Genomic DNA, 13512 nt, shown 5'->3' on the forward strand with positions numbered 1-13512 from the left:
TGATTAGGCTAACATTTCACTTCCGCTTGCGCGCGGGTGTAATACCACCAATTCAACAACAGGCAGATGACGTAAAACGCGATAAAGCCATATAAAGCCATGTTGACGCTGCCGGTCAGCGCGATGGATGTGCCGTAACTTTTGGGGATGAAAAAGCCGCCGTAGGCCGCAAACGCACCGGTAAAACCGGCCACCGCCGCGCCTTCTTTGCCCGCGTTGATTAAGGCTTGCTCGCGGCTGATGACGCCTTGTTCGGCCAAACGCTGCTGCTGAATCAGGAAGATAATCGGAATCTGCATGAAGGTCGAACCGTTGCCGATGCCGGTGAGCGCAAATAGGGCGATAAAGCAGGCGAAGAAGCCCCAGAAATGACCGCCGTGGCCGTCTGAAGGCAGGAAAAACAGCACGCCGAACACAGCGATAATCATGCCGACAAACACCCATTGCGTGATTTTTGCGCCGCTCTGGATTTTATCCGACAACCAGCCGCCGAAAGGGCGCACCAGCGCACCGACCAAAGGGCCGATAAAGGCATATTTCACCGGATCAACACCGGTAAACTGGCTTTTGGTCAACAGCGGGAAACCGGCGGCAAAGCCCAAGAATGAGCCGAAGGTACCCAAATAAATGATGCACATAATCCAGTTGTGTTTGCGCTTGAAAATCACCGCCTGATCTTTGAAGCTGGCTTTGGCGCTGGCCAAATCGTTCATGCCGAACCACGCCACGACGGTTGACAGGATGATAAACGGTACCCACACAAAGCCCGCGTTTTGCAGCCAGATTTGTTTGGCGACGCCGTCTTTGACCCAAGTTTGCGGTTCGCCGCCCAAGCTGCCGAACAAAGCGGCGGTAATCACCAGCGGTACCAGAAACTGCGCCACCGATACGCCCAAGTTGCCCAAACCTGCGTTCAAGCCCATGGCCGTGCCTTTTTCCGCTTTCGGATAAAAGAAACTGATGTTGGCCATGCTGGATGAGAAATTGCCGCCGCCAAAGCCGCACAGCAAAGCCAGAATCAGCATGGTGGTGTAGCTGGTGTCGGGGTTTTGCACCGCCAAACCCAAACCGACGGCGGGTAAGAGCAGGCTGGCGGTGGAAATCGCCGTCCAACGGCGGCCACCGAAAATCGGCACCAAAAACGAATAAAAAATACGCAAGGTCGCGCCCGACAATGCCGGCATCGCCGCCAGCCAGAAGAGTTGGTTTTCATTGTATTGGAAACCGATAGACGGCAGATTAATCACCGCCACGCTCCACACCTGCCAAATGGCAAACGCCAGCATCAGCGCGGGAATGGAAATCCACAAATTGCGGGAAGCGGTTTTCTTGCCGCCGTTTTGCCAGAAATCGGAATCTTCCGGCCGCCAGTCTTGAATCAAACGCGACATCGCGTTACTCCTTATGGTGTTTTGACAAAGGCCGTCTGAAAGAGAAGATTATCGTTCAGACGGCCTTAAAAGTTTATTCTTGGCGTTTGCCTTTGAACGAGAAGTGCATCCAAATCAGTGAGATACACACCGTGCCGTACAACAGCATAAACGCAGTCGAGCGGATGCCGGTGAAGTCCAAAAGCGCGCCGAACATAATCGGCAATAAAAAGCCGCCCATGCCACCGGCCAAGCCGACCGCGCCGGAAACCGCACCGATGTTGTCGGGGTAGTCATTGGCTACGAATTTAAATACCGAAGCTTTACCCACCGCCATCGCAATACCGGCGGCAAACATCAGCAGGGTAAACACGGTCACGTTCAAGCCGATGCTCATGCTCATTGGGCCTTTGGCCGTCTGAATCACCATTTCGGTTTGCGGGTAAGACAAGATAAAGAAACACACCCACAATACCCACATCACGCCCCAAGTGACTTTATACGCGCCGTATTTGTCGGAAAGGTAGCCGCCCAGCGCGCGCAACACGCCGCCCGGCAGCGAGAAACAGGCTGCTAAAAATGCGGCTGTCTGGATGCTCAGGCCGTATTCATCAATGTAGTATTTGGTCATCCACAACGACAAACCGACATAACCGCCGAACACCACCGAATAATATTGGCTGTAACGCAACACGCCTGGGTCTTTCAACAGCAGTAATTGCTGTTTCAGACTGGTGTTGGAAGGCACCAAGTGTTTTGGGTCGTGGTAGCTGGTGAACCAAAACAAAATCGCTGTGCCCAGCATCACCGCTGCGTAAACGGTCGGTACAAAATGCCAAGTGCCGTAAGCAATCAGGGCCGGGGCGAGGAATTTGTTGACCGCGGCACCGGCATTACCCGCGCCGAACACGCCCATGGCCAAGCCTTGTTGGTCTTTCGGGAACCAACGTGCGACATAAGGCGTGCCGACTGAAAACGAACCGCCGGCCAAACCCATCATCAGGCCGATAATCAGAAACTGCCAGTAGGCATCGGCGTATTTCATCAGGAAAATCGCCGGCACGCTCAACATCATCAGCACAAACATCACGATGCGGCCGCCGTAACGGTCGGTCCAAATGCCCAGCGGCACACGAATCAGCGAGCCGGACAACACCGGCAGTGCGGCCAAAATGCCGAATTCGGTTTCCGACAAGCCCAGCTCGTTTTTCACCGGAATACCAACCACCGCCATCATCATCCAAATCATGAAGCAGACGGTGAATGCGAAGGTGCTGGTAATCAGCACGGAATAGCGTTTATACGTTTCGGAGGCCATTGTCCCCCTGCCTTTCTTAATGGTTTGATACGAATTCAGATTCAGCTTTCAGACAGCCTTGAATTGATGTGATGCAAAGGCCGTCTGAAAAACCGGATTTAACGGCGGCGCACCAACTGCCATGCGCGTCCGACATAAGCCACGCTGGCAAAACCGCTCCAAACGTGCACCATGCGGGTGAACGGGAAGATAAAGAAGAAAGTCATGCCCATGAAAATATGCAGCTTGAAGAGGAAATTCACGTCTGCCAGATAGCTAGCTGCACCGCCGCGGAAGGTGACGATGTACTGCGCCCAGTGCATGAGTTTCACCATTTCGTGGCCATCGAGATGACCCATGCTGACAAAGATGGTACATAAACCCAATACCAAGGTAATCAACAGCCAAATCAACACCAATTTATCCTGCCAAGAGCTATTGGCATTGATGCGGTCGATTTTGAAACGGCGCAAAATCAACAAAATCAGGCCGACCAGCGCCATCACGCCAAATACGCCGCCCATCACCATCGCAAACACCTGTTTCGCGCCGTGGCTCACGCCGATGGCATCCCAAAACCACAACGGGGTTAATAGGCCGAACAAGTGGCCGAAAAATACGGCTAAAATGCCCACGTGCATCAAAATACTGCCCAAGCGCAATTGGCCGTGAAACAGTAATTGACTCGAATCGCTTTTCCACGAATACTGTTCGCGGTCAAAGCGCACCAAGCTGCCGAAGAAAAACACCGCCAGACAGATATACGGGTAAATGCCGAAGAAAAATTGATTGAAGGTATTCATGATTTATCCTCCTTTAAGGGCGTGCGCCAAGGCTGCCCTTGGGGTAAAACTGTACGGTTTCGATGGTCGGTTTCAGCAAAGGCTCGATGCCTGCCATGTCGGGGCCGAACATTTCCATGGCTTCGTCCATGTCGCGCACCGGCGGCTCGATTAAGGCTTTCGGCTCGACCGGCGTCAGCGCTGCCGCTGCTTGCAATAGTGCGGCATAAGGCGAACCGGCGGTTTCGAGTTTTCCGGCAATGTGTGCAATCACATGCACCGCATCGCCGAGGATTTTTTGCGCTTCACTTTCCGGAATAAACGACAAAAATTCCAACACCGCAGGCAGGTAATCCGGCAATTCTTCATCGCCCAACTCAAAGCCGTGGCGGCGGTATTCTTCGATTAAATCCACCATCGCGCTGCCGCGGTCGCGGTCTTCACCATAGACATGCTCGAACAGATACAGCGCCTGATGGCGGTTGCGGTCAAAATTCAACACATAATATTCCTGCAATTCGCGCAAAGACGTATTGCCCAGATAATCCAAAAAAGCTTGCAAAGCTTCGCGTTTCGGATTTAATTCGGGCCATTCGTTCAAGGCCGTCTGAAACTCGGGCAAGGCATCAATCAATGCTTGCTCGGGGTAACACATCAAGGCCGAAAGCCATTTGTAAACCAAAGGGTTGCTCATCAGTGCACTCCTTCTTCGCGGTTTTTCTCGTTGTCTTTACGCAAACCGTGGAACACGATCGGCGCGGCTTTGCGTTTGCCGAACAGGCTTTCGTTGCTTTCTCCGCCCGAGCAGCCGTTGCCGAAGGTAAAGCCGCAGCCTTTTTCGTTGAAGGTTTCTTCCACCATTTCTTTATGGCTGGTCGGAATCACGAAGCGGTCTTCATAGTTGGCAATCGCCATCACCTGATACATTTCTTCCACTTGGGCAGGGGTCAGGCCGGTGCCGTCTAAGGTTTGCTCCAGCGTTTCGCCGTGCACCACTTGACCGCGTTTGAAACGGCGCATGGCAATCATGCGTTCGAGCGCTTCTTTAATCGGCTCGATTTTGCCCGCGGTGAGCAGGTTGGCTAAATAACGCAGCGGAATACGCATTTCGTCCACGCTCGGAATGATGCCGTTTTCGCCGACCAAGCCGTTTTCGATGGCCGATTGGATCGGAGACAATGGCGGCACATACCAGACCATCGGCAGCGTGCGGTATTCGGGATGTAATGGGAAGGCAATTTTCCATTCCATCGCCATTTTGTATATCGGCGAGCGTTTGGCCGCATCGAGCCAGCTTTGGCTGATGCCTTGTTCCAATGCTTGGCGTTGCACTTCGGGGTCGTTCGGATTCAGGAACACGCCCAGTTGCGATTCATACAAATCCTGCGGGTTTTCCACCGAAGCGGCTTGTTCGATTTTGTCGGCGTCATACAGCAGCACGCCCAAATAGCGGATGCGGCCGACGCAGCTTTCGGAGCAGACGGTCGGTTGGCCGTTTTCGATGCGCGGGTAGCAGAAAGTGCATTTTTCCGCTTTGCCGCTGGTCCAGTTGTAGTAGATTTTTTTGTACGGGCAGCCCGATACGCACATGCGCCAGCCGCGGCATTTGTCTTGGTCGATCAACACGATGCCGTCGTCTTCGCGCTTGTAGATGCTGCCGGACGGGCAAGAAGCGACGCAGGTCGGGTTCAGGCAGTGTTCGCACAGGCGCGGTAGATGCATCATGAAAGTCTGCTCGAATGCGGCGTGCATGTCTTTTTGAATGCCTTCGAATAAAACGTCTTTGGCGCGTTTTTCAAATTCGCCGCCCAAGTCGTCTTCCCAGTTGGGTCCCCATTCGACTTTGTCCATTTTCTTGCCGGTCAGCACCGAAACAGGGCGCGCGGTCGGCGGCGTTTTCATTTTCGGTGCGTTTTGCAGATGCTCGTAGTCGTAGGTAAACGGCTCGTAGTAGTCGTCAATTTGCGGCATGTTCGGGTTGGCAAAAATATTGGCCAAAATTTTCAGCTTGCCGCCTTGTTTCGGTACCAGTTTGCCGTCGGGTTTGCGCACCCATCCGCCGTTCCATTTTTCCTGGTCTTCCCAGTTTTTTGGAAAGCCGATACCGGGCTTGGTTTCTACGTTGTTGAACCATGCGTATTCGACACCATCGCGTGCCGTCCAGACGTTTTTACAGGTTACGGAGCACGTGTGGCAGCCGATACATTTGTCGAGATTCAAAACCATGCCGATTTGCGCTCGGATTTTCATAATGGTGTTCCTTGTGTTTTTGTTTCAGACGGCCTTTTCAGAGGCCGTCTGAAAGATTTTTTATGGGTATGTTCTGCGTGCAGGAAGTGTTCAGACGGCCTTGATGCTTGGTATAAGGCCGTCTGAAACTCAGGCCGGATCGTCCATCCAATCCACTTTGTTCATCTTGCGCACAATCACCCATTCGTCGCGGTTGGAGCCGACGGTGCCGTAGTAGTTGAAACCGTAAGCTTGTTGGGCGTAGCCGCCGATCATGTGGGTCGGTTTCAATATAGTGCGGGTCACGGAATTGTGGATGCCGCCGCGTTTTTTCGACACTTCGCCCGCAGGGGTGTGCACGATTTTTTCCTGCGCGTGGTACATCAGAATCATGGTTTCCGGAATTCGCTGGCTCACCACTACGCGGCAAGCGATGGTGCCGTTGGCGTTGAACACTTCTACCCAGTCGTTATCCACCAAACCGGCGCGTTTGGCATCGATTTCCGATACCCACACATGCGGGCCGCCGCGCGAGAGCGTCAGCATGCGGATGTTTTCCGAATAGGTGGAGTGGATGCCCCATTTTTGGTGCGGCGTCAGGAAATTAAGCGTGATTTCCGGATTGCCGTTGGGGTATTTGCCCAACAGTTTTTGAGTGGTTTTGAAATCCACCGGCGGTTTGTACACACATAAATGCTCGCCGAACGCACGCATCCAATGGTGGTCTTGGTAGAACTGCTGGCGGCCGGTGATGGTGCGCCACGGAATCAGTTCGTGTACATTGGTGTAACCGGCGTTGTAGCAGACTTCTTCGCTTTCCACGCCCGACCAAATCGGCGAAGACACAATTTTGCGCGGCTGCGCCACGATGTCGCGGAAGCGGATTTGCGTGTGTTCGCTGGCGGCAATCAGATGCGTGTGATCGCGGCCGGTCGCTTTACCCAGAGCCTGCCATGCTTTCATCGACACATGACCGTTGGTTTCCGGTGCCAAGGTCAGAATCATTTCGGCGGCATCGATGGCGGTTTCCAATTTCGGCTGGCCTTTGCCCACGCCTTCACTGCGTGTACCGTTGAGTTTGCGCAGGAATTCCACTTCATGGCCGGTTTGCCATGCCAAACCTTTACCGTTGTTGTTGATTTTTTCCAGCAACGGACCAATGGAAGTGAATTTGTCGTACACCGCGCCGTAATCCCGTTCGACCACGGTCATGGCCGGCATGGTTTTGCCCGGAATTGGTTCGCATTCGCCGTGTTTCCAGTCTTTCGGGTCAAAAGGCTGTCCCATTTCTTGAGGGCTGTCGTGCATGAGCGGGGTCAGCACGATGTCTTTGCGCACGCCCAGATAATCTTTGGCGATTTCGCTGAATTTTTTCGCCAAGCCTTTGTAGATTTCCCAGTCGGATTTGCTTTGCCACAAAGGTTGCACCGCTTCGGTCAGCGGGTGGATGAACGGGTGCATGTCGGATGTGTTCAAATCGTCTTTTTCATACCAAGTCGCGGTCGGGAAAATCACGTCGGCGTAGAGGCAAGTGGTGTTCATGCGGAAATCGAGCAGGGTCAGCAAATCGAGTTTGCCTTCCGCCGCCGGACGCACGGTGATTTCAGACGGCGTGATGCAGTCTTCTTCATCACTCAATACCGCGTTTTGCGTGCCGAGCAGGTATTTCAGGAAATATTCATGGCCTTTGCCGGATGACCCCAAAATATTCGAGCGCCACACAAACAGGTTGCGCGGGAAGTTGAGCGGGTTGTCGGGGTCGTTACAAGCCATGTCGATGCTGCCGTCTTTTAAGCCGTTGACCACATAGTCGGCCGGATTTACACCCGCGGCTTCGGCGGCATCCACCACGTCGAGCGGATTTTGCGTCAGTTGCGGCGCAGAAGGCAGCCAGCCCATGCGTTCGGCTTTGGCGTTGTAATCAATCATCGACATATTCGGCATGCTGTCGCTGAAGCCCGGTGCCAGAATTTCGTCCACGCCCAATTTCTCATGACGCCATTGGCTGGTGTGGGCATAGAAGAACGATGTGCCGTTCATTTGGCGTGGCGGACGGTGCCAGTCGAGCGCGAAGGTGAGCGGTGTCCAGCCCGATTGCGGACGCAGCTTTTCTTGGCCGACGTAGTGACACCAGCCGCCGCCAGATTTGCCGATCGAGCCGCACATCATCAGCATGTTGATGATGCCGCGGTAGCTCATGTCCATGTGGTACCAGTGGTTCAGACCCGCGCCGAGAATCACCATCGAACGGCCTTCGGTGTCGTGCGCGTTTTGGGCAAACTCGCGCGCCACTTGAATCACCAGCTTCGGATCGACGCCGGTGTGTTTTTGCTGCCAAGCAGGGGTGTAGGGTTTGTCTTCGCTGTAATCTTTGGCGGCATTCGGGTCGTTCAAGCCGTGATCGACGCCGTAGTTGGCAATCATCAGGTCGAACACGGTCGCCACCAAAGCGCTGCTGCCATCGGCCAATTGAATGCGTTTGGCCGGCACTTTGCGGTAAATCAGCTCGTCGTTGTCGCTGCCGAAATAGGTAAAGCCGACATTGACCACTTCATCGGCACGCTCTTTCAGGCTCAAGGCGGCTTTCACGTCTTGGCCTTGCGCGCGCGTTTCCAGATTCCATTTTTGGCTGCCGTCCCAACGGAAGCCGACCGAGCCGTTCGGTGCCATCAGACCGTCTGAAAGCTCGTCCCAAGCCAAGACTTTCCAATCGGGGTTTTCTTGTTCGCCGAAATTACCGTCAAGGGCGGAAGCACGCAGGAAATATTCCGGCTGGAAGCCTTGGCCGTCTTCTTTCAGGCGCACCAGCATCGGCATGTCGGTCAGGCGGCGGACATAGTCTTGGAAATATTCAGACGGCTTGTCGAGATGGAATTCTTTCAAAATCACATGACCCATCGCCATCGCCAAGGCCGCATCGGTGCCTTGTTTCGGTGCCAGCCAGATGTCGCCGAACTTGGCCATTTCGCCGTAATCGGAAGACACGGCCACGGTTTTGGTGCCTTTGTAGCGGACTTCGGTGTAGAAGTGGGCATCGGGCGTGCGCGTCATCGGCACGTTGGAGCCCCACACCAAAAGATAGTTGGCGTTGTACCAGTCGGCCGATTCGGCCACGTCGGTTTGTTCGCCCCAAGTTTGCGGGCTGGCCGGCGGTAAGTCGCAATACCAGTCGTAGAAAGACAGTGGCACACCGCCGATTAAACCCAGATAACGCGCACCGGCGGCATAGCTCACCATCGACATGGCCGGAATCGGTGAGAAACCGATGACGCGGTCGGGGCCATAATTTTTGATGGTGTAGGCATTGGCTGCTGCCACCAATTCGTAGGCTTCGTCCCAAGTCGAGCGCACGAAACCGCCCAAGCCGCGTTGGGTTTTATAGGCTTTGGCGCGGGCAGGGTCTTCCACAATCGATGCCCATGCTTCCACCGGCGACATGGTTTGACGGGCATCGCGCCACATTTGCGCCAAAACGCCGCGCAACATCGGGTATTTCACGCGTTGGGCGGAATACACGTACCAGCTGTACGATGCGCCGCGCGGGCAGCCGCGCGGTTCGTGGTTGGGCAGGTCGGGGCGGGTGCGCGGATAATCGGTTTGCTGGATTTCCCAAGTGATCAAACCGTTTTTCACGAAAATTTTCCACGAGCATGAACCGGTACAGTTCACGCCGTGGGTGGAACGCACTTCCTTATCGTGCGCCCAGCGGCTGCGGTAGGCGTTTTCCCACTTACGGTCTTCCGTGGTCACGGCGCCGTGGCCGTTGGCAAACGTTTCATGCTTTTGGGTGAAAAATTTCAATCGGTCTAAGAAATGGCTCATGGTCGTGTCCTCACTGGCGATGATTGCCGGATGTTTTATTGTCGATTAACAATATAAATCGTGAGGTGCCAAACCGCCACGCGCTTAAAGCATGAATGGGAGGTATAAAACAGCGGTATCACAAACCGACTTTCGGCGGTATGGCCGTGATTGAAAAAGAGTGCGCCATTTCAAATGAATAGTGGATATGAACCTTGTGCTTAAGGTAGAAAAACGCGCTAAACAGTGAAAAATCAACAAAAGGCCGTCTAAAACCTGTGTTCAGACGGCCTTGCTGTTCAATCTCAAATAAAAATGCCACTACCTACTTTAGTAGGTAGTGGCAAAGAGAAAAAGGGTGATAGTAAAGGCTCCGGGCTTTGGCTTGACCATCAATTGATATGGTTAAATCACACCCAAATCTTTCAAGCCGCGCAATACACCATCTTCATCTACGCTCGGGCAGACATAATCGGCCAATGCTTTTACGCTTTCTTCGCCGTTGTCCATCGCCACGCCAAAGCCGACGGCCTGCATCATTTCCACATCGTTGAAGCTGTCGCCAAAGGCCATTACGTCTTTCATGTCTATGCCGAGTTTCGCAATGGCATGTTCAATGCCACGTGCTTTTGAGCCTTCCTGGCGCAGAATATCCACCGCGTTTTCATGCCAGCGCACGGTTTTGAAACCCATTTGCGCAACGGCGGCATCGATTTCTGAATCGCGTTCCTGTGTGTAAAAAGCCAATAATTGGTACACCGGTTGTTGGCGGTAATAGTGGGCATCCACTTGATACGACGAGATAATTCTCGATAAGGCATCTTTGGCCCATTCGGTTTCTTCGGAAACGGCGATTTCGGCATTGTTTACAAAAGCATAAGCGATGTTTTGTTGCGCTAAAAAGTTGCACACCGCTGCTGCTTCATCGGCTACCATCGGATAATGCTGCAAGGTTTTTCCTTGAAACTCAATATATTGGCCATTGATGGTCACCAGCATATCGATGCCAACTTCTTGAATCAAGGTTTTGACTTTGGCAGGAATGGCCACAGGTGGGCGGCCGGTGGCAATGGCGGTCAAAATGCCGCGCTGTTTCAAGGCAGCCAACGCTTCGCCGACCGACGGGCGCAGGGTGTCGGTGTATTTGCGGTAAATGGTGTCGTCGATGTCGAAAAAAACAATTTTAGGATTTTGCATGGGAAAGGCCGTGGGGGAAATGGTTTCAGACGGCCTATTGTATAACACTCGTTACGTTTGGCGATATGGCTGGGGAAAGATTGATGGGTTTGACAAAGGTCTCAGGCCGTCTGAACAATCAATGTTTTTCAGACGGCCTGTTGGCAAAATCATCATTTAAGGCCGTCTGAAACTTAATTCAGAATTTCAATGGCGGTTTTGCCTTGCTTGAATTTCGCTTTAATAATAGCGGGCAGCGTGTCATCGAAATACCAGCGGCCATCGGGCAGGGCGACGGCATTGGCGGTGCAGCGGAACGCCAGTGTTTCGCCGGATAATTCGTCTGTTTCGCGAATATCGATTTCGTGCGCTCTGCCCCAATCGGCGACTGGTAGCAAGGGAGCGAGCGAGAGGATGCGGCGGTTTTGCTGTTGCACACCGTTTGCATCTTGGCACGAGCCATCACATTGGCCGATGGCTTGAATCGGGCAAGGTTCATTTTTGGCGTTGGTTTCCGGCAGGATATTCAGGGAATCGGGGCAGAGGCCGTATTCCTGCGCCCATGCTGCTAGAGCGCGTTTGGCACCTTTTCTGTGCAGGAAAAAACCATAAGGGCGGTGGGGGTGAATGCCGTTGCTCATTGGCACCAATCGCGCTTGCAACACGCCGTGTTCATCCGGTGAAAATTGCACCGTGGTAAATGTGCGCACGGTTTCAGACGGCCTGAGATTAAATTGCACCATGGCTTGCGCTTTCAACCACAAAGCATGCATAGGTCCGATGGCCGGCATAAAGCGGATAGAAGCGGCGCTTTGTGCAAAGCTCGGAATTTTTTTGCCGTTTAACATGGCCGCTACTTCAAAATAAGCGCGTGTATGCGATTGCACCGCCTGCGCTTGACCGTATTTATCCAGCCACACCAGCACACCTTCGCTGTCGGGCAGGGCGTAGAGCTGTTCGGCCAATATGTTCGGCAGCCAAGTCGGCAGCATTTTCGGATTCAGCAATACGCGGCTGTGGTTGAGCCATTCTTCTTCGCCTTTTTCTTCCAGGCTTTTTTCCAAAAAATCCACCAAAGCCAGAACATCGGTCATGGCGCGGTGACGGTTTTCCACCGAAATACCCATGCGTTCAATGATGCTGTCGAGATTGTGTTTGTGAAATTGCGGATACAGACGGCGCGACAATTGCACCGTACACAAAGCCGGTGCGGCAAAATCAATGCCTATGCGTTGAAATTCATGTCGCAAAAACGTGTAATCAAAGCGGCTGTTGTGCGCCAGCAGCAGCGTACCACGCAGAAGTGGCAGCAAATCGGCAGCAATTTGGCCAAAAAACGGCGCATCTTTGACCAACTCATCGTCAATACCGGTTAAGCGGGCAATAAAATCCGAAATTGGCTGCTGCGGATTGACCAGCCATTCATAACGCTTGGCTTGGCCGTTTTCAAAGCGCAATACCGCTACTTCCGTGACACGGTCTTGATAGAGATTGCCGCCGGTCGTTTCCAAATCCACCACCGCCACCGGCAACCCTATGCGGGAAAAAGCAGCAGCCAACCGCGGCCAACGCGAAGCGTGCGCCATTTTTCTTTTCCTGTAAATTCAACAAACAAACGCGCATTCTACACTTTTTGAGATTTTTTTCCAGTCAAACGCTTGACAGATTTTAAGCGTATCCCTATAATTCAAATCTTTCTTACAGCGCACCCGTAGCTCAGTTGGATAGAGTATCTGGCTACGAACCAGAGGGTCGGGCGTTCGAATCGCTCCGGGTGCGCCAGCTAAGAAAATCCTTTATTCCGCGCCCATCGTCTAGCGGTTAGGACATCGCCCTTTCACGGCGGTAACCGGGGTTCGATTCCCCGTGGGCGTGCCAGATTTTGATTAAAGCCTTGCTGATTTCAGCAAGGCTTTAATTTTTTGTGTTTTTTAAAGCTGTGTGTCTTTTCGTTCAACTCTGTTTCAGATGACATGAAAACCATCTTTACAAGCATACTTGATTTTCATGTCATGCCGTTTACCAATCGAGCAGTTTTAGATAGCTTAGGAACAAATAATTTATATGTAAATTATCTCTTTACTAAAATTGATTAAGTTTTTCGTGTGTAAAGCCTTGGTTTAGAAGCTTGTTTTCATGGTTTTATTTATCTTGTGATGGCCGATTTAATTGAGTTTATGAGCATAAGGTAAGAATGCTTTCATTCAAATCCAATACAAATACAATATTCTCTGCTAAGGTAGCAGCACATTAGTCAGAATCAACTGAATAGGAGTAAACACATGAATGCAAATTTGAAAGGGATCGCTTCGGCAATCGTGGCTACAGTGGCTTTGTCGGCATGTAGCAGTACCGGCAGCACCAAGCCAGCCTCTGCTAAGCAGCCGACTCAAGAGCAAGTGGTAGCGCAACAGCAAGCTGCGAGCGGTCCGCAAACGGTTAAGGTCGATTCTATTGATTCAACCAAAGAAGTGGCCTACAAATGCGGCCCTAAAGGCGAAGAGAAATTGACCGTAATGTATGGTGTGAAAAACAATCAGTTGGTCGCAGCGCAAGTTCGCTTTAAAAACGAGCTAACGCCGAATCTGTTCCGCGTTGTCGGTGCCAATGACCAGAATATTTTCTGGGGTGAGAACGTGGCTTGGTTTGCTGAGAAAGCCACTCCGGCTAACGTAGATAAAGTTGACGGTAATATGCTGACCATCCGTGGTACGACTCAAGTCAACGGTAAAACCGAAGTAGTGGATCAAATCGTGACCCGCGGTTGTTCATTGGATAAAACCGCGACTGCGCGTTTGAAAAAATAATCGTTTGATAAAATGAATATAAAAGGCCGTCTGAAAATTAATTTTTCAGA

The 13512-nt window shown here is 52.4% G+C and carries 9 protein-coding genes and 2 tRNA genes; 3 read left to right on the plus strand and 8 right to left on the minus strand.

The window, feature by feature from the left end; all coding sequences use genetic code 11:
- Nucleotides 1-8: 8 nt before the first annotated feature.
- The 8 genes from GJV52_RS08970 to GJV52_RS09005 all read right to left on the minus strand — a co-directional run bounded on the left by GJV52_RS08970 (nucleotide 9) and on the right by GJV52_RS09005 (nucleotide 12241).
- On the minus strand, nucleotides 9-1391 hold the full coding sequence (locus tag GJV52_RS08970) for a NarK family nitrate/nitrite MFS transporter (RefSeq protein ID WP_100563938.1): 1383 nt from the start codon (nucleotides 1389-1391) through the stop codon (nucleotides 9-11).
- A gap of 73 nt (nucleotides 1392-1464) precedes the next feature.
- Nucleotides 1465-2688, minus strand: coding sequence for an MFS transporter (locus tag GJV52_RS08975; RefSeq protein WP_095501892.1), 1224 nt, complete (start codon nucleotides 2686-2688; stop codon nucleotides 1465-1467).
- A 98-nt stretch (nucleotides 2689-2786) separates the two neighbouring features.
- Complete coding sequence (narI, locus tag GJV52_RS08980) at nucleotides 2787-3470, minus strand: respiratory nitrate reductase subunit gamma (protein ID WP_095501891.1); 684 nt, start codon at nucleotides 3468-3470, stop codon at nucleotides 2787-2789.
- A 13-nt stretch (nucleotides 3471-3483) separates the two neighbouring features.
- Nucleotides 3484-4143: a nitrate reductase molybdenum cofactor assembly chaperone gene (gene narJ / locus GJV52_RS08985; protein ID WP_369832025.1), complete on the minus strand. Its 660-nt coding sequence runs from the start codon at nucleotides 4141-4143 to the stop codon at nucleotides 3484-3486.
- Entirely contained in the window at nucleotides 4143-5699 is a 1557-nt protein-coding gene (gene narH, locus GJV52_RS08990; RefSeq protein WP_100563940.1) for a nitrate reductase subunit beta, read from the minus strand. The genes narJ and narH overlap by 1 nt, the downstream gene beginning before the upstream one ends.
- Nucleotides 5700-5828: 129 nt before the next feature.
- The gene (locus GJV52_RS08995) at nucleotides 5829-9500 is read right to left on the minus strand and encodes a nitrate reductase subunit alpha (protein ID WP_100563942.1); all 3672 of its coding nucleotides are present in this window, start codon (nucleotides 9498-9500) and stop codon (nucleotides 5829-5831) included.
- Nucleotides 9501-9884: 384 nt separating this feature from the next.
- A complete protein-coding gene (locus tag GJV52_RS09000) occupies nucleotides 9885-10676 on the minus strand; it encodes a Cof-type HAD-IIB family hydrolase (RefSeq protein WP_095501887.1) in 792 nt (263 codons plus the stop codon).
- Between the two features lie 173 nt (nucleotides 10677-10849).
- On the minus strand, nucleotides 10850-12241 hold the full coding sequence (locus GJV52_RS09005) for a 3'-5' exonuclease family protein (protein WP_100563944.1): 1392 nt from the start codon (nucleotides 12239-12241) through the stop codon (nucleotides 10850-10852).
- Between the two features lie 119 nt (nucleotides 12242-12360).
- Here GJV52_RS09005 and GJV52_RS09010 point away from each other — a divergent pair.
- The 3 genes from GJV52_RS09010 to GJV52_RS09020 all read left to right on the plus strand — a co-directional run bounded on the left by GJV52_RS09010 (nucleotide 12361) and on the right by GJV52_RS09020 (nucleotide 13462).
- Nucleotides 12361-12437, plus strand: a tRNA-Arg gene (locus GJV52_RS09010).
- 21 nt (nucleotides 12438-12458) lie between these two features.
- Nucleotides 12459-12533: transfer RNA gene (locus tag GJV52_RS09015), tRNA-Glu, on the plus strand.
- 404 nt (nucleotides 12534-12937) lie between these two features.
- Complete coding sequence (locus tag GJV52_RS09020; protein ID WP_100563946.1) at nucleotides 12938-13462, plus strand: hypothetical protein; 525 nt, start codon at nucleotides 12938-12940, stop codon at nucleotides 13460-13462.
- Nucleotides 13463-13512 lie beyond the last annotated feature (50 nt).

The sequence above is a fragment of the Neisseria brasiliensis genome (assembly GCF_009671065.1).
Taxonomy (GTDB): Bacteria; Pseudomonadota; Gammaproteobacteria; order Burkholderiales; family Neisseriaceae; genus Neisseria; species Neisseria brasiliensis.

Coding starts and splice junctions, on each gene's coding strand:
- GJV52_RS08970 (WP_100563938.1), bottom strand. CDS start 1,391: ATGTCGCGTTTGATTCAAGACTGGCGGCCGGAAGATTCCGATTTCTGG.
- GJV52_RS08975 (WP_095501892.1), bottom strand. CDS start 2,688: ATGGCCTCCGAAACGTATAAACGCTATTCCGTGCTGATTACCAGCACC.
- narI (WP_095501891.1), bottom strand. CDS start 3,470: ATGAATACCTTCAATCAATTTTTCTTCGGCATTTACCCGTATATCTGT.
- narJ (WP_369832025.1), bottom strand. CDS start 4,143: ATGAGCAACCCTTTGGTTTACAAATGGCTTTCGGCCTTGATGTGTTAC.
- narH (WP_100563940.1), bottom strand. CDS start 5,699: ATGAAAATCCGAGCGCAAATCGGCATGGTTTTGAATCTCGACAAATGT.
- GJV52_RS08995 (WP_100563942.1), bottom strand. CDS start 9,500: ATGAGCCATTTCTTAGACCGATTGAAATTTTTCACCCAAAAGCATGAA.
- GJV52_RS09000 (WP_095501887.1), bottom strand. CDS start 10,676: ATGCAAAATCCTAAAATTGTTTTTTTCGACATCGACGACACCATTTAC.
- GJV52_RS09005 (WP_100563944.1), bottom strand. CDS start 12,241: ATGGCGCACGCTTCGCGTTGGCCGCGGTTGGCTGCTGCTTTTTCCCGC.
- GJV52_RS09020 (WP_100563946.1), top strand. CDS start 12,938: ATGAATGCAAATTTGAAAGGGATCGCTTCGGCAATCGTGGCTACAGTG.